At 39.1% G+C, this 16,678-nt stretch carries 16 protein-coding genes and 1 pseudogene; 7 read left to right on the plus strand and 10 right to left on the minus strand.

Going from position 1 to position 16,678, the window contains the following annotated elements; all coding sequences use genetic code 11:
• The first annotated feature begins 168 nt into the window (after positions 1 to 168).
• A complete protein-coding gene (locus ABTP35_RS09285; RefSeq protein WP_293296831.1) occupies positions 169 to 771 on the plus strand; it encodes a hypothetical protein in 603 nt (200 codons plus the stop codon).
• A 4-nt stretch (positions 772 to 775) separates the two neighbouring features.
• Here ABTP35_RS09285 and ABTP35_RS09290 read toward each other — a convergent pair whose 3' ends face one another.
• The 7 genes from ABTP35_RS09290 to ABTP35_RS09320 form a co-directional block, all read right to left on the minus strand.
• Entirely contained in the window at positions 776 to 1,366 is a 591-nt protein-coding gene (locus ABTP35_RS09290) for a hypothetical protein (protein WP_293296829.1), read from the minus strand.
• 125 nt (positions 1,367 to 1,491) lie between these two features.
• Positions 1,492 to 2,235 carry a hypothetical protein gene (locus ABTP35_RS09295; protein WP_293296827.1) on the minus strand — a complete coding sequence of 248 codons (744 nt, stop codon included), beginning with the start codon at positions 2,233 to 2,235 and terminating at the stop codon, positions 1,492 to 1,494.
• A 319-nt stretch (positions 2,236 to 2,554) separates the two neighbouring features.
• Positions 2,555 to 2,941, minus strand: a complete 387-nt coding sequence (locus tag ABTP35_RS09300) for a hypothetical protein (protein ID WP_293296825.1) — start codon at positions 2,939 to 2,941, stop codon at positions 2,555 to 2,557.
• Between the two features lie 4 nt (positions 2,942 to 2,945).
• Positions 2,946 to 3,218 carry a helix-turn-helix domain-containing protein gene (locus ABTP35_RS09305; RefSeq protein ID WP_293296823.1) on the minus strand — a complete coding sequence of 91 codons (273 nt, stop codon included), beginning with the start codon at positions 3,216 to 3,218 and terminating at the stop codon, positions 2,946 to 2,948.
• A gap of 74 nt (positions 3,219 to 3,292) precedes the next feature.
• Positions 3,293 to 4,156: a hypothetical protein gene (locus ABTP35_RS09310; protein WP_293296821.1), complete on the minus strand. Its 864-nt coding sequence runs from the start codon at positions 4,154 to 4,156 to the stop codon at positions 3,293 to 3,295.
• 42 nt (positions 4,157 to 4,198) lie between these two features.
• Positions 4,199 to 5,521: a phage integrase SAM-like domain-containing protein gene (locus tag ABTP35_RS09315; protein ID WP_293296819.1), complete on the minus strand. Its 1,323-nt coding sequence runs from the start codon at positions 5,519 to 5,521 to the stop codon at positions 4,199 to 4,201.
• A gap of 265 nt (positions 5,522 to 5,786) precedes the next feature.
• The gene (locus ABTP35_RS09320) at positions 5,787 to 6,548 is read right to left on the minus strand and encodes an SOS response-associated peptidase (protein WP_293296817.1); all 762 of its coding nucleotides are present in this window, start codon (positions 6,546 to 6,548) and stop codon (positions 5,787 to 5,789) included.
• Between the two features lie 359 nt (positions 6,549 to 6,907).
• Here ABTP35_RS09320 and ABTP35_RS09325 point away from each other — a divergent pair, with 359 nt between their 5' ends.
• Together ABTP35_RS09325 and ABTP35_RS09330 are read left to right on the plus strand one after the other, a co-directional pair.
• A complete protein-coding gene (locus ABTP35_RS09325) occupies positions 6,908 to 7,297 on the plus strand; it encodes a response regulator (protein ID WP_224835562.1) in 390 nt (129 codons plus the stop codon).
• A gap of 76 nt (positions 7,298 to 7,373) precedes the next feature.
• Complete coding sequence (locus ABTP35_RS09330; protein WP_293296814.1) at positions 7,374 to 8,831, plus strand: PAS domain-containing sensor histidine kinase; 1,458 nt, start codon at positions 7,374 to 7,376, stop codon at positions 8,829 to 8,831.
• On the opposite strand, the pseudogene ABTP35_RS09335 reads toward ABTP35_RS09330, so the two are convergent.
• The 3 genes and pseudogenes from ABTP35_RS09335 to ABTP35_RS09345 form a co-directional block, all read right to left on the minus strand.
• A pseudogene (locus ABTP35_RS09335) lies at positions 8,828 to 9,771 on the minus strand (pyridoxal-phosphate dependent enzyme). The gene ABTP35_RS09330 and the pseudogene ABTP35_RS09335 overlap by 4 nt on opposite strands.
• Before the next feature lie 54 nt (positions 9,772 to 9,825).
• The gene (locus tag ABTP35_RS09340; RefSeq protein ID WP_293296811.1) at positions 9,826 to 10,734 is read right to left on the minus strand and encodes a universal stress protein; all 909 of its coding nucleotides are present in this window, start codon (positions 10,732 to 10,734) and stop codon (positions 9,826 to 9,828) included.
• A gap of 80 nt (positions 10,735 to 10,814) precedes the next feature.
• Positions 10,815 to 11,504, minus strand: a complete 690-nt coding sequence (locus ABTP35_RS09345; protein ID WP_224835558.1) for a Crp/Fnr family transcriptional regulator — start codon at positions 11,502 to 11,504, stop codon at positions 10,815 to 10,817.
• A 119-nt stretch (positions 11,505 to 11,623) separates the two neighbouring features.
• Here ABTP35_RS09345 and ABTP35_RS09350 point away from each other — a divergent pair, with 119 nt between their 5' ends.
• The 4 genes from ABTP35_RS09350 to ABTP35_RS09365 are packed head-to-tail and all read left to right on the plus strand — an operon-like array spanning position 11,624 to position 16,675.
• Positions 11,624 to 14,008, plus strand: coding sequence for a heavy metal translocating P-type ATPase metal-binding domain-containing protein (locus ABTP35_RS09350; protein ID WP_293296808.1), 2,385 nt, complete (start codon positions 11,624 to 11,626; stop codon positions 14,006 to 14,008).
• A 59-nt stretch (positions 14,009 to 14,067) separates the two neighbouring features.
• Entirely contained in the window at positions 14,068 to 14,280 is a 213-nt protein-coding gene (gene ccoS, locus ABTP35_RS09355; RefSeq protein ID WP_224835556.1) for a cbb3-type cytochrome oxidase assembly protein CcoS, read from the plus strand.
• A 2-nt stretch (positions 14,281 to 14,282) separates the two neighbouring features.
• On the plus strand, positions 14,283 to 16,484 hold the full coding sequence (gene ccoN, locus ABTP35_RS09360; RefSeq protein WP_293296806.1) for a cytochrome-c oxidase, cbb3-type subunit I: 2,202 nt from the start codon (positions 14,283 to 14,285) through the stop codon (positions 16,482 to 16,484).
• A gap of 2 nt (positions 16,485 to 16,486) precedes the next feature.
• The gene (locus ABTP35_RS09365; protein ID WP_067037876.1) at positions 16,487 to 16,675 is read left to right on the plus strand and encodes a cytochrome C oxidase subunit IV; all 189 of its coding nucleotides are present in this window, start codon (positions 16,487 to 16,489) and stop codon (positions 16,673 to 16,675) included.
• The last annotated feature ends 3 nt before the right edge of the window (positions 16,676 to 16,678 follow it).

Consider the following 16,678-nt stretch of genomic DNA (forward strand, 5'->3'; position numbering starts at 1 on the left):
TGAGGTTTTATGACGTTGACGGGTTAAGAAAAGTTTACATTAAAGGTTGGGTTTTGCTAAGTTATAAATATCAAATTTTGACAAGTTTCTTACAGGTATGCTGATTATGGAATAATGCAAGTCCTACAATAAGTTTTTATTTCCTATTTTGTGTTTCAAAACTTGAATATGTTTAACAAACCCTTAGTATTTTGTTTACTTGCATTTTTATTCTTTAACTTTTATTCATGCTCATCAGATGAGGATTGTACAGATGTTTTAGAACCAATTGGTAATGAGTTTACATACAATTGCAATAGATATTCCATAGCACTTGGTCAATTAAGCATTAACAAGCCAGGCCCTGAATATGAACCTCCAACAACATCCTGTAAATTGCAGTTTGTTAATAATGAAAATGGAAATGGGTTTTATTTCGAAGAGGATGTTGACACCAATATTAATTTTGTTGACATCTGGTTGACTATACCAACAGAGAGTGCTAGGTTGGACGAAATTCCTGAAGGAACATATACTTTAAATAAGAATTATGAAGGCCCATATGGGGTATATGACATTGCTCATTTTAATAGGGTGATTATCGGGAGTAGTATTGAGGATAATTATTTTGTTGATTATAAAAAAAATCTTGGCTCAATTTATGATGATTTAATTGTTACTGTTGCTAAAATTGACGATCAATACGAAATTGAATATACAATGGTTTTTGAAGGAAAAACTATAAAGGGTTATTTTAAGGGGGCGCTTAGTGTAGTTGACAATTGGGCATAATAAATCAAGCTCCAAACATCAATAAACTTTCATACTGTTGCAAGGTCATTTTATCAGCCATTCTCAATTTTTCCATTAACCATAAATACCGTTTAGTTGGTCTGCCGTTGTAATGGGTTTTAAAGTATGGTTTATGAAGTTCCCGATAATATTCATCCTGTAAAACGTAAGGCTCAAATATCCCTTTTATCCTGCGATAGGACTTGGATTGAGTTTGGGTTTCATACATGGCATTGCTCAGTACTGAACGGTGCATAAAATATCCATTGATCAAGTGAAGTTTTCTGCAACGTTTAAATGTCTTAGGGCATACAAATTGAAAATAACTTCCCTTGCCCAAATTAGATTGCACTTCGGCCAAAAGAACATTGTATTTCATTGGTTCACCATTAACGGAATAACTGAGTAGCAACCTTGGATTGTGGTCTATAATTGCCATGATTGAAATTGCTGCGGTTTTCATTCCGTTCCTGCTCCAGGTAAGGTTGCCTGATTTTCTTATTCCTTCCTGCAAGTAGCCCCATTCCCGAAGTTCTTTAATGTCCAAACACTTTAAATCATCAATTAATGTTGGCCAAGTTGAGTATCTGCCCATAATTTTACTTTTTGGAATAACCTAAATCTCTAGAGAATAAGTTTATTTGACTTCTTTTTTATGGTTTCCGAAAAACTCCATATTCCGGGCGGAAACCCTTTGATTCTGCTGTTTGTATTAGTACTTTATTTTTCTTTAAGGTCTTCCATTAATTTTATAACTGATTTTAATTCTTTGCCCCTGGGGTTCTTTACCATAGGCAAGTATTCTTTTATTTTGTTCATCTGGTAGGTTGGTTTTGTATCTTTCCCTAGTCTGCTTTTTATTTCGTTTCTAATGGCATTTAAATTACCGTTGTGCATCCCGTTTAAGAGTAAAGTAAGAGCGTAGTTTTTCAATTCAGTCAAATTCATGTGCTGCAATTCTGGTTGTTCTATTATCATGGGCTGGTCCTTTAAGATGCTTTGCAATAATTTATGATTGATATTTTTCATTGTAAGAACTTCTAAGAGGTTTTTTGTATTTAGGTGCTTGCGTATAGAATAGGGATTATTAAAATGGCTCTCCGTTCGCGTTATGCCCTTAAATTGGACTGGTGCAACACCTATTTTATTGTATTTGCTCCTATTATTCTTAATTTCTTGTTCTTTCCCATAAATGCGTAAACTGGTCTTTTCTGTTTTGTTGGTGCATTCGTAGGTAATGGAGTTTTCCCGAATCACTTTATTATACTTATTTGCGTTTCCTATAATGGAAAGTTCCTGCATTAGTTCGTTAAATTCTATATCGTTGTCGTTTTTAACGTGGACTTTGTTTAGTACAGTGGCCTCTGGAAAATAGGGGTCAAGTTCAATGCCAGTTTCTTTTAAAATTTGGTGCAATTGGTCAAGTGTGTCCAAACAAATGCCCTTAGGATAATTGTCTTTCAAAATTCGCGAGTTAATACTAAACTGGATTTCACTTTCCTTAATGGATAGCCAATGCAATCCTGTTGGCCTCAAAGGATGCTTTAACTTCAAATGCAATCGTTCACTTTTACCATCATAAAAGTTCTGGTTTTTCCAGTCTCTTAGATAGTCTGTTGATAAGGTTGCCGATATGTTGTCCGTTGAACAAATAGGGATTAATTTTTAGTCTTTTTTTTGACTATACTATACTAGTTGCAAAAACTGCTATTTTTGTATTGTTATCGTTGCCGATAGCATTTTGAACAAAATTGAGGGGTGTTATGCGCACCCCTCTTTTGTTTTAGTAATGTTTGTTGAATATTTTAAGAAAGGCGGTTATTTGCCTTGTATAGAAGTTCTGGAAGTAATATAACCTCAACCTTTTGCCGTTCTGCGTAAACCTTGCCAATAAAAGATTCTTCTTGTTCCTTGTGTCTCCATAAAACAAGTTTGGATCATGGGTCGGGAAAAGTCCAGTAACTTGTTTTGACCATTTATTACCCTGTCTAATCTTTAGGGAATAATCATAAGTGGCTTTAGAGAAACCTCTATTTATCCCAATGTTCAACTTTTGGGAAAATATGCTTTTGCCCTTGATGAGGTTATAATGTCGTACTTCTTTGAATATCTTATCCGTGTCCTGATCAAACTCCATGACAACGGGCTTGGGTATTGTTATCGTTGCCATGATATTAAAGTTCGATTAATGCAGATTCTACTTCGCTTCGCTTATAATAAACCTTGCCGGAAATACCGTAGGATTTGAGTATGCCCTTTTTTGTCCATAGGTGTAGAGTACTCAAATTAATGTTGAGTAATTTGGCGGTTGATTTCCTGCTTAAAAATTCCTCTGGGGTTTTGGGTTGAAAACTCTTTTTTAGTTCCTCTAATTGGCCTCTTACATTTTCCGCGATTGCCTTTTGTAGTTGTTCTGGCGTTGTGCCAATAAATTGTAATTGTTGCATTGAACACTATTTTTAGAATTAATAATGCTCAAAGTTGTGTTAGGGATATTTTAGGGAATCCCTAAATAGTTTATTTAGTCTTTTTCAGATGGTTTGTACCCCAATTCAATTAAAAAGTTTCGCACTTTGTCTGTATTTCGAATGTTTTTAAGTGGGTTGTTCTTTTGTGAACTGTCGGGATTGATTATTGGGTTTAAGCAACTTTGAATAGATGTTTGTTTCTCGCCAGTTAATTTTGCTAAACATTTGGCCAATGCGTTAGTAGATTCTAAAAATGGTGTTTGACTTCGCAGGTGTTTTATTAATCCCAATTCGTGTAATAATATGATTTTGTCGGAAAGTTTAGAGTTTATTTCGAAATCTATTTCAGCAATATTTTGATGTGCATTTTCATCCTTCTGCAATTTGTTTTCAAATTTGGTCACTATTAATTTTTCAGTCTTACTAACGTAAACAAGTTGGTAACCTAATTGATTGGCTCTTTCTTCTAAAAATGCTCGTTTCTTTTTGTTGGAGAAATGCAGTTTATGAAAACGTTCAGTATCGGATATAAATTTTTCTAGAGGATTTTTTTCGCATAATGGATGGTATTTGTTTTTGAGGTAATCTATTTCCTCTGCATCTGGATAACGGTTATAGAATATGCCTTGAAAAGTAAAGTAATAATCTTTAAATGATTCAAAGTCACTCCATAAAACGGTTAAAATCTCTGAATCTAATATTGCTTGATGGTCGTGTTCAAATGCATTAATTATTTCTTGTTTGTATTTTGAGAATATCAAGTCTCTTTCAATTTCGTAAATTGGTAATTCATCATCTAAGGGAAATGGTTCGAATTTAAGGTCTAGTTTTTTCAATTCTTCCATATACTCATCGTATATGAGTTTTGTGTTGTGTAATAAATCCCAATCCATTTGAACAAAAATTAACGTTGCCATTCTAAAAATAGGAAAGACTACTTAATTGCAGCCTGTTTTATCTTATTCATTAGATGCGTTTGGCACTATTTCTAATTGGGTTTCCTTTTTTGCCTTTTGTTTTTCCAGTTCAATGAACCTCATCCATTCATCTTTATAGTCCGTTCCCTTTTTGCCTATGTAGTTAAGGAAAGATTTTTCGGTGGCATGGCCAGTTACTTGCATGATAATTGGGGTCGGCATTTTTCCGTACATATTGGAACAATAGGAACGTCTGCAAACATGACTTGCCAATAATTGCCATTTTGGATAAGAACCAAGTTTTTTACGTTTGGTTTCTGGATCGTTCAAAATCCCTTCGGTGGGTTGGGTAAGTTTTGCCTTTTCTGCAATGGTTTTTATGTGCTCGTTAAATTTTGCCAACGATATTTTTCTAGGCCATCCCGATTCTATGATTTCTTCGACCTCTGGAAGTATGGGAACGGTAACTTTTTTGCCTGTCTTTTGTTGTACTAGTTCAATGTATCTAAACCCCTCTTTTTCTTTAATGTTGTTTTCTGTAAGGTTCAAAAGGTCGTTGCCCCTTTGCCCAATCCAACAACCCAATAAAAGCCATTTACGGGCGTTCTTTTGTCCATCGTGCAAAAGGTTCGCTTTTTTGATTTTGTCCAGTTCCCCAGGGGTCAGAAAAATTATATGGTCGTTCTTTAATTGGCTTGCATCAATCTTTTTTAATTGGGGAGAGGTCTTGATGTCTGCAAGTTGGGCATCATAACAAACCGTTTTTAGGTTTCCCATCATCCTTTGAGCATATCCCTTGCCGTATTTTTTGTCTTTCAACATGAACGAAAGGAACTTTTTAGAAAGGGGTACATTGACTTCTTTAACCTTTATGGGGTTATTGCCTTCAAACTCTGCCCAAATACGCTTTAAAGCGTTATAGTCGTTTATTCTTGATTTGGATAGCCCAATACCTCCCTTTTGGTTCTTTCTTACCTCAGCATCCTTGATGATGTTTTCAATGGAATCAAAGACCAGTTCACTATGTCCAGAATCGGAAACCCTTTCAAAACAACGGTCAATTTGAAGTCTTAGCCATTGGCTATTGATTTTTGCGCCATTCGATTGTGCTTCATTAAAAGAATCTAGGATAAACTTTTCAAGTTTTACCAAGTCGTTCTTTATTTTCCTTTCTGGGGCAAGTATGGAGTTCTTAAACTGTCCGTTGTTGATTTCCTTGCCGTTCTTTTTTGAATACGACCAGTATTTCTTTTGAGTGTAGAATCCTGTTGGGGCTTTTAAGGTCGTTCCCCTTCCTGCGGATAGTGAAACCCTTATAGATGCGTTATCGGGCTTTCCTGATAGGGAGTATTTGATAGTTGCCATAATAATTGCGTTTGAACACTACCAAGTTAAGCCTATTATTTGATTTTGTCAACGTTTTGTCAACCAATTTCATTTCATATAATATCATTTTAGATTATTATAGAGTTTTAAAAAACCCTGTTAACTACTATAATAATTGGTTTTATGTGTTTGGTTGTTAATATTGTTGGATTTGTTGAGGTTGTGCAATTATGGGGTTTATACTCCCTTCACCCGCACTGAAAGCTCTTCGATTTTCGAGGAGCTTTTTTTGTTCGGACTTATTTTAGTATTCGTCCTTTACATTTTCATATTCAAAGTAATCCGTTGCTTCTGGCTGGTTGCCAACGGCATTGTTACCTCGTAGTTTTCCTACCGTGTGAGCAGTCATTTCTGCTTCGGGATATGGCTTTACAAGTTCGTGTAGTTTCTTTTGGTCCAATTCGTCCTTGCATTCTACCAACCATTCATCTTCTAATTCATCAGGTAAAATAACAGGCATTCTTGGTCCTTTTAGTTTTGGATTGTTATGTATTTTGGCCATCATTAGATTACCTTCTGTTGTAACTATGGAGAAGGTATTTAAAACTTCCCCCGTTTCTTTATCAGTCCATTTATTCCACAATCCTGCCACGGAGATAGGTTTGTTGTCCTTTCTTGAAATGTAATAGGGTACTGTCTCTTTACCTTGGTGATGGTGTTCAAAGAAACCATCTATACAGATAATACATCGCTTGTCCTTTGCCGACGCTTTATATGAATTCTTTTCAAAAATGGTTTCTCCCCTGGCATTAAGTGTTTTGTTCCAGATATTTTCCTTGTGTGCAGCCCAATTTGGAACAAGTCCCCATTGAGAAACTAAGGGGTAATAGGGACTTTCGTTAGTGTAAATGAGCATTTTTGGGTGCTGAAAACCGTTTGCATGGAACAAAGGTAGGTCTGTGTCCGGTGCCAGTTTCTGTTTTATTTCCTTAATGGCAGATTCGTCAGCATCCCGAAGGGCCCTTTTGAGTTGCGATTGTAGTTGTGCCTTAACATCGTAGCACATGGTAGAGGTTATTGTTTATTATTTTAAAGTTAATAATATTGATCCAAAAGGCAATTGCGTGACCTAATTGAATAAAGTTCAATAAACCGATCAAAAATAAGTCAGGACTGTTATAGAAGATTTTAATTATTGAATTTTTGTTAAAATAAAAGAATAATCATAAATTTATCTTAAACGACCTTTTGTTTAAAGGTCCCCAACTGAAAACTGACAAATTATACGAAAAAGCAGTGGAGGTGGTGTTTTTGATTGAATTTTTGCAATAAAATAATACCATAACAGTTTTAATTACTGTAAATTATTGATATTTGTCAATTTTTATATCGAAACCTTAACTAGATTAATTGACCAATTGCGCTATGTACAAAGAAATTTATTTAGTCGACGATGAAGATCTCGTAAATACGGTGAATGCGATTCACTTTAGAAGAATGGGTATGGAGGATAAGGTGAAAAGCTTTACCAACCCGGAATTGGCACTGGATGACCTTAGATTCAGAGATGATCAAAATACAAGGACCCTAATCTTGTTGGATATCAATATGCCCGAAATGAGCGGGTTTGAGTTTTTGGAGTTTATGATGTTGGAAGATTTTCCAGAATCCAATGAGGTACTTTTGGTAACTTCTTCTGAGTCCGATTCAGATAAGGACGAGGCCAAAAAATATGAAAAATACGTAAAGGAGTTTATAACCAAGCCACTAAAAATTGAGCATTTGGAGGAATATCTCCAAAGCGCGAACAAATAATATCGTTCTCAATAATATCTTTTTATTGCTCAACCTATTTTTGTCCCTTACCTTTAATTTGAATAAACTTTAGCCTGTGAAACAGAAAAATGCCTTTATTCAGAATAAAGTTGAAATCGTTGAAGATAGAAATGACATTGTTTGGGCAATGGACGAGAATTATAAGCTCACCGATTTCAACACCTCCTTTAGTGCACTTTTAAAGCGCAACGGTTCCATTACTGCCGAGCGGGGTATAGATTTAAGAAAGGTATTCAAGACAAGCAGTTTTTTTGACCCTTGCGAACAAGGTTGCGAAAGAGCTTTAAACAGGTACGCCACAACTTCCAAACATACTTTCGAGGAAGATGGTGAAATTGTTGTCCACGAATTTTCCTTTCAGCCATTTATGAACAGTTCCGGAGATATAGTGGGATGTTGTGTCTGGCAAAAGAACATTACCCAAGAGGTAAACAATAACCACCGTTTGCTGGATAGCGAAAGAAAGTACCGGGAAGCTCAGCAAGTTGCCGACGTAGGTCATTGGAATTGGGATATGATCAAGAACGAAATTACTTGGTCCGATCAACTATACCGAATTTTTGGGCAAGAACCAGGTACTTTTAATGCAGATTATGAATCTCTAAAGGCTATTATTCACCCGGAAGATAGGCAGGTTTTTGACGAGGATGTAAATCGAAGTATCAAGGAGAACGTTCCCCACGATATTATTCACCGCATAGTGGTGTTGGACGGAGAGGTTAGGTATGTGCATCAAAAAGGAAAGGCTTACTATAACGAAGAGGGTAAACCCTATAGAATGAGCGGTACGGCTCAAGACGTAACTAAGGAAGTCCTGTCCAATCATCAAATATTGGAACAAAATCACGAGCTACAGAATTTTGTTCGGATAATTTCCCATAACCTAAGAGGCCCGATATCAAATCTGTTGATGTTGTCCAAAATATATGAATGGGGAAAGGATGAGATGAACGACGATATTGTTCGAAAAATAGAGCACACCACCGAAGCACTGGACCAGACTATCAAGGACCTTCATCTTTCACTGTCCTTAAAATCGGCCGATAAGGAAAAGTTTAGAGAGGTCTCTTTACGTGCCGTGATGAAAGATGTTGATGGACTGTTGTCCGAAGAGATAATTAAGAGCAAAGCCACGGTAAAAACCGATTTTTCGGGAGGTGAGACCGTTTTTGGTGCTAAAAGTTATGTGGTAAATATCTTTTACAATCTTATCCTTAATGCAATTAATTATGCAAAGGATGAAGTGCCCGCAAATATTAAGATTGTTTCTGAAGAAACGGAAAATAATGTGGTGCTTAAGTTTGTGGACAACGGTATTGGTATGGAGCTTACCCCGGAAAAGGAGCGAAAAATATTTGATATGTACGGCAGGTTGAGCGGTGCAACCATAGGTAAAGGTTTTGGGCTTTATTTGGTGAAAACACAAGTTGAGGCCATGGATGGTAAAATAGAAGTTGAGAGTACCAAAGGCGAAGGCTCTACATTTATTGTTACCCTGCTCAAGAGCCTTTAGGCGGGTCTAAAGGGCAATTTGCTCAAATCCACGTTTCCACCAGAGATTATTATACCAACTTTTTTATGGGTCAGTAGTTCTTTTTTCTTGAAACAGGCCGCTAGTGCAACTGCACTGGATGGTTCACAAACAATTTTGAGCCGTTCCCAGATCAACCGCATGGCGTGGACTATCTCTTGTTCTTTTACCCGAACAATTTCTTCAACATATTTCTGAATTATAGGGAAGTTTCTATCGCCTAATTGGGTCTTTAGGCCATCTGCAATGGTGTTTGTGGTAGTGTTTGTCTCAATTTTTCCGCTCTTTAGGGATCGGAAGGCATCATCCGCCTCAAAAGGTTCACCGCCGATCGTTTTGCAATTTTTGCCAAAACAATGTACTGCTAAGGCAGTGCCCGCTAGTAAGCCACCACCTCCTACAGGGGTAAAAACATAATCCAAGTCGGGGTATAACTGCAATAACTCCATACAAGCGGTGCCTTGCCCCAGAATCACTTGCTCATTATTGGAGGGATGGATAAAAGTTGCGCCTTGTTTATTGATAATTTCTTGGGTCGCTTGTTCTCGGGCAGTCAAAGTAGGTTCGCATTCGGAAAGAATACCACCGTAGCCCCTTACGGCCTCTTTTTTTACCTCTGGAGCGGAACTGGGCATAACAATATAAGCTTTTACTCCCAGGCTTTGGGCGGCTAAGGATAAAGCCTGTGCAAAATTTCCGGAAGAATGTGTTACAACACCATTTTTTTTCTGATCGGGGTAAGCTGAAGAATGGCATTGGCAGCCCCGCGCATTTTAAATGCGCCCATACGCTGAAAGTTTTCGCATTTAAAATAAAAATTGGCATTGCCCATTTTATCGATCAGCCGAGAGGTAAGAACGGGCGTATCGTGAATAAAAGGCTTTATTCTTTGGTGGCAATCTTTAAGTTGTTGTTTGTCCATAAATCCCTATACCTAATTGGGGAACTAAAATTAAGTATAAAGATAATATAGGGTTTAATTATGGGATTCCACTTCCTGTTTTTCTTCCACGGAACCTTTGGAGGTTCCCTCCATTCCCAATTCGGGGATTACCAACAATGGAATTTGGGTATGGAATGCGGTCCTTTTAATAATGGGCTCGCGGGTCATTTTTTCCATATAACTATGTTGGTAATTCAACATTGCCAAAAGATGTATGCCCAATTCCTTGGAGAATGTCTCTAAGGTATGCGAAACCGAATTCAGTTCGGAAACCGTGTGCACAAAATGTTCGGCATTGCCAAGATAGCGGCGCAGCATGTTCAGGTTAAATTGCTGAAGCTCTGTAAGGGCTTTTATACCGTATTGTACATGGACAATCCGAATAGTGGCATTGAACATTTTGGCCATTTCCAAAAGTGGGGATAGCTCGGAAGAGGTATAGAACCTATTAAAATCGGTGGCAAATGCAATTTCGGATGGTGTAACGTACTCAAAGTGATAGGGAATGGCCAAAACAGGGCACTTTTTGACGGCCTTTATAATACGTACTGAGTTACTTCCCATAAAAACCTCTTCAGCGCCAGATGCACCTTTGGTTCCCGTTATCACTAAATGGATCCCAAAAGTATCAACAATGTCCTTGACCTCTTCTACCAATAAATTAAAAGAGGATATGGTCTCAAAACTATGGTTTGGATTACCGTATTTGCTTTGTATCCGTTTAACAGTTTTGTTCAGGCCATGTTCGGAGTTCTCGCGTACTGCATCAACAATGCGAACACCATCGATCATTTTGGCCATAAACCTGCTGCTTGGTATCACAGGGGTGTAGGTGTTGAGCAAATAAAATGTACAACGCCTGTTGCGGAACAATTGCATGGCGTAATCTATGGCGTTCCATGCATTTTCCGAAAAATCCGTAGGTATTAAAATCTTCTGCATCTGTCAATGGATTATGATGCATAAAATTAAACGTATGGTGCAGGGGATTCTATGACAATTGTCAGCTTTTAAAAAAAGACCTAAAAGCCTTCAACCATTTCCATTAGCTTGCGTTCGTCCTTAATACCGATTTTTTTTCCGGAGGCATGGATAAGACCTTTCTTTTTAAATTCTGAGATAATTCTAATGGCCGATTCGGTAGCGGTGCCCACTACATTGGAAATGTCCTCTCGGGAGAGTGTAAGTGCCAAATATCCATCTTCATCTTCACCAAAATTATTTTTTAGATAAAGAAAAGCTTCGGCCATGCGCTGTTTTACGGTTTTTTGCGAAATGTTTACGATAACATCGTCCGCTTCCTTAAGGTCGTGTGCCATATGGCGAAGTACTTCCAAAGTGAAATTTGGATTTTTTTGGAGCGTATTGTTTATGCTTTCCTTTGGGATAAAACAAACCTCCATATCGTCGACAGCTATAGCGGAAAGATTGGTGCTTTCTTGCGATATTACCGAGCGCTGCCCCAAAACTTCGCCCTTTGTGGCCAATTTTACGATTTGGTCCTTTCCGTTGGCGCTAAGTTTGGAAAGCTTCGAAACGCCATTGCGTACACAGTAGACCCCGTTCAGTTTTTCACCTTCTTCAAAAAGTGCATCTCCCTTTTTAATGGTCTTTGTGGTTTTGGAGTCCGATACTTTTTTCAGTTCCTCCTTGCTCATGGCGCGTAAAGAATTGAACTGCCTAATGATACAATTTTCACACCTGCTTTCCATAATGATTAATTTACCTGATTCGACAAAAATAGTTGATAAACAATCACAAAATACTGATAAATATCATATTTTTAAGAAGAATAGTAGTACAATTTTGTCATAGGTAAAGCAAATGTGAAATGACAGACCCGACCTGTTATCATTGTGGAGATGATTGCGGTAAAAACCGTGTACAATTTGATGATAAGGATTTTTGTTGCAATGGTTGCAAGACCGTTTACGAAATCTTTACCTCCAATGGTCTGTCCACTTTTTACGAAATAGAGGGCAAAGCAGGTACCACTCCAAACGAAATCCGTCAGAAATACGATTTTTTGGACAACCAGGAAATTGTGAAACAACTTGTGGAGTTCGACGAAGATGGCATACAAGTGATAAGTTTGAGTATTCCCAATATTCATTGTAGTTCCTGCATATGGGTGTTGGAAAATTTGAACAAGTTGCATTCGGCCATTACGGTTTCCCAAGTTGATTTTCCTAAGAAAACCATTAGGGTTACCTTCAAAACAGAAGATTTTTCGTTGAAAGCCTTGGTGCTGCTGTTGGGGAGTATTGGTTACGAACCATATATTTCGTTGGAGGAGTACAATAAAAAGGGGAAAAAGGTGGATCGTTCCCTAATTTATAAACTCGGAGTGGCCGGATTTGCGTTCGGTAATGTAATGCTGTTCTCCTTCCCGGAGTATTTCGAGGTCGAAGAGTTTTGGTTGGATCAATATAAGAGCGTTTTCCGTTGGCTGATGTTCGCCTTTTCGCTGCCCGTGGTATTTTATGCTTCCCAAGATTACTTTGTTTCCGCTTATAAGGGCATCCGCTCCAAATTGTTGAACATTGATGTGCCGATAGCCCTTGGAATACTGACCCTTTTTCTAAGAAGCACCGCGGATATTATTTTTGACCTGGGTTCCGGTTTCTTTGATAGTCTCACCGGTCTGGTCTTCTTTTTGTTGTTGGGCAAGTTTTTTCAACAAAAAACCTATGCCTATCTGTCGTTCGAGCGCGACTACAAATCCTATTTTCCGATTGCGGTGACCCGATTGGGTAAAAATGGCGAAGAGGAGAACATACAAATTTATAATATCGAGGTAGGGGATAGGATCCTGATCCGGAGCCACGAGATCATTCCAGTGGACTCAATTCTGATAAAAGGAACCGCCGAGATCGACTATAGTTTTGTTACCGGGGAATCCGAACCTGTGTTTAAGGAATCGGGAGAGAAGCTGTTCGCCGGTGGCAAGCAACTTTCAGGTGTCTTGGAAGTAGAGGTTTTAAAATCCGTTTCGCAAAGCTATCTTACCCAACTTTGGGGCAATTCCGTATTTTCCAAGGACAAATCCAGTCAATTCCAGACCCTTACCGATAGCATAGGAAAACGATTTACCATTGCTGTGTTGAGTATAGCCACATTGGCCACTTTGTTTTGGTTGGTGTTCGATCCTAGCCTTGCCCTAAATGTGTTCACTTCGGTATTGATCATTGCCTGCCCCTGCGCCATAGCTTTGGCCGCACCGTTCACATTGGGGAATATGCTTCGCATTTTTGGAAAACATAAATTCTATTTAAAAAATGCTAGCGTAATCGAGAGGCTATCCATAATCGATACAGCTATTTTTGACAAAACCGGTACGCTGACCACCAATGTAAAGGATACCATCCATTATGAAGGAATGGAGCTTACCGAGGAAGAGACGGCACTGTTAAAAACAACCCTGAGAGCATCCAATCACCCATTGAGCCGATCGTTGTACAATATTTTAAAATCCAACGCCATAATGACCCTTGAGGAATTCCAAGAGCATACCGGTAAAGGAATAGAAGGAAAGTACAATCAACATACCATAAAAGTAGGCTCAGCGGCCTATGTGGGCGAAAACCACTCCAACTCCATAACCAATACTACAGTTTATGTAAGTGCGGATGAAGATGTGAAAGGTAGGTTCGTGTTCAAAAACACATACCGGGACGGCATGAGCCAAATATTTGATGAATTGTCCAATGATCTTAACCTAGGTATTCTTTCGGGCGATAATGATGGTGAAAAAAAGAAGCTGGAGGGCTTGCTCCCGGCAAAGACCAAAATGATGTTCGATCAAAAACCGGAAGATAAACTGGAATATATCAAAAAGTTACAGCAGAAACATAAGGTCTTAATGGTGGGCGACGGCCTGAACGATGCTGGAGCCTTGGCACAGAGCAACGTAGGGTTGGCCGTTTCGGAAAACATAAACGTGTTCTCCCCTGCCTGCGACGGAATTTTAGATGCTGCCCAACTGCGAACGCTGCCAAAATTTATTAAATTATCCAAGCAATCCGTTCGGATAATCAAAATGAGTTTTTTGCTTTCGTTGTGTTATAATGTCGTGGGATTGTATTTTGCCGTTACAGGGCAGTTACAACCGGTAATAGCCGCTATTTTAATGCCTTTGAGTTCAATTAGTATCGTGGTGTTTACCACCTTGGCCACCAATTTTGTGGCTAGAGAGTTAAAAAATAAAGAAAGCTGATATATGTCATTTTTTGAAGCATACCATCACAGTAGTTTTACCCCTAAATTAAGGCAGGTATGAGTGTTATTTATGTGTTGTTGGCCATTAGTGTAACGGTGGCCGTGGTCTTTTTTATAGCCTTTGTTTTTTCGGTAAAGAGCGGACAATACGACGACACCTATACCCCGTCGGTAAGAATGTTGTTCGAGGATGAGGTGGTAAAGAGCCAGGATAAATCAAACCTATATAGTAAAAAGGAAATCAAACAAACTAAAAGTACAAACCAATAAATATGGAAATACAACAGTTCCGCTACGATAACAAAATCGTGCAAAAGTTCTTATACGCTACCATTTTATGGGGTGTGGTAGGTATGGCAGTAGGTCTTTTGTTGGCCTTTATGTTTTTGTTCCCCAATGTTACCGAAGGTATTTCATGGTTGAGTTTTGGACGTTTGCGTCCATTGCATACCAACGCCGTGATTTTCGCATTTGTGGGTAATGCCATTTTTGCAGGGGTATATTACTCATTGCAGCGATTGCTCAAAGCTAGAATGTTCAGCGATGTTCTGAGCAACATCAATTTCTGGGGGTGGCAGTTGATCATTGTGGCAGCGGCCATTACCTTGCCTTTGGGTTACACAACCTCAAAAGAGTACGCAGAATTGGAGTGGCCCATAGATTTGGCCATTGCTGTAGTTTGGGTGGTCTTTGGATGGAACATGATAGGCACTATCTTAAAAAGAAGACAACGGCACCTATATGTGGCCATTTGGTTCTACCTTGCCACATTTGTTACGGTAGCAGTGTTGCATATCTTTAATAGTTTGGAACTACCTGTTACGGCGTTAAAAAGTTACTCAGTGTATGCTGGTGTACAGGATGCATTGGTGCAATGGTGGTACGGTCACAATGCCGTGGCATTCTTCTTGACCACTCCTTTCTTGGGGTTGATGTACTACTTTGTTCCTAAAGCAGCGAACAGGCCAATTTATTCCTATAGATTGTCCATCGTCCACTTTTGGTCGTTGATATTCATTTATATCTGGGCTGGCCCTCACCACTTGTTATATTCTGCTTTGCCCGATTGGGCACAGAACCTTGGTGTAGTATTCTCCATAATGTTGATCGCACCATCTTGGGGTGGTATGATAAACGGATTGTTGACACTGCGTGGGGTTTGGGACAAGGTGCGTACCGATGCCACACTGAAATTTATGGTAGTGGCCATTACAGGTTATGGTATGGCAACGTTTGAAGGCCCGATGCTATCTTTGAAAAACGTAAACGCCATTGCCCACTTTAGTGACTGGATCATTGCCCACGTGCACGTTGGAGCCTTGGCCTGGAACGGGTTCTTGACCTTTGGTATGATCTATTGGTTGGTGCCCCGTATGTTCAAAACAGAATTACACTCCAAAGGATTGGCCAATTTCCACTTCTGGATCGGAACCTTGGGTATTGTACTTTATGCCTTGCCGATGTACGTTGCAGGATTTACCCAAGCATTAATGTGGAAAGAATTTAACCCAGATGGTACCTTGGTTTACGGTAACTTCTTGGAAACCGTTACCCAGATTATCCCTATGTACTGGATGAGGGCCATTGGAGGTTCGCTTTACATCTTAGGTATGTTCGTACTGCTGTACAATGTAGTGATGACCATAAAATCCGGTAGCAAAGTTGAAGATGAAGCGGCAGAAGCTCCAGCATTGGAACGTGTTGCCAAAAGAAGAGTGGCAGGCGAAACTTTCCACAACTGGTTGGAAAGAAAACCGGTGCAGTTGACCATCCTTGCAACCGTAGCTATTTTGATTGGAGGTATTGTACAGATCATTCCAACAATCTTGGTCAAATCCAACATTCCTACCATAACAAGTGTTAAACCTTATACTCCTTTGGAATTGGAAGGTCGTGACCTATATATTAGGGAAGGTTGCGTAGGTTGTCACTCGCAAATGATTCGTCCCTTCCGAAGCGAGGTGGAACGTTACGGAGAGTATGCCAAGGCAGGGGAATTTGTGTACGACCACCCATTCCTTTGGGGAAGTAAGCGTACCGGTCCCGATTTGTTAAGGGTCGGAGGTAAATACTCGGACAATTGGCACTTGAACCACATGTACGATCCACAAAGTACTTCTGCAGGTTCCATAATGCCATCGTACGAATGGTTGGTTACCGACGAGCATGATCGCAGCGATATACAGGCAAAAATGGAAACCATGGTAAAATTGGGGGTTCCCTATACCGAAGAAGATATTGCCAATGCTCCGCAATCCATGGCCGAGCAAGCAGAGCAAATTGAAAAGAACCTCTACACGGATCCTGAGTTCGCAAAAACCTACGAGGCGGATAAAAAATATGCCGAAGAAAATGGGCTCGAATTCGTGGAAATGAGAGATCGGGAAATCGTGGCCTTGATTGCCTACCTACAAAGATTGGGTACCGATATAAAGATTGAAGGAACTGAAGAAACAATATCTCAAAACAAATAACCATGTTGAAATTTGTAAAAGAACATATGGAAACCATAGATGGGATAGCCAACTATCCCATGGTTTCCCTACTTATCTTCTTTGTGTTTTTTGTGTTGTTGTTTTGGTGGGTTTTCACCGCTACCAAGGAACACATAAGGGAGATGTCCGAACTGCCTTTGGATAACGATGATCAACAAAACAAACTATAATAT

Source organism: Flagellimonas alginilytica, from assembly GCF_042134605.1.
Taxonomy (GTDB): domain Bacteria; phylum Bacteroidota; class Bacteroidia; order Flavobacteriales; family Flavobacteriaceae; genus Flagellimonas; species Flagellimonas alginolytica.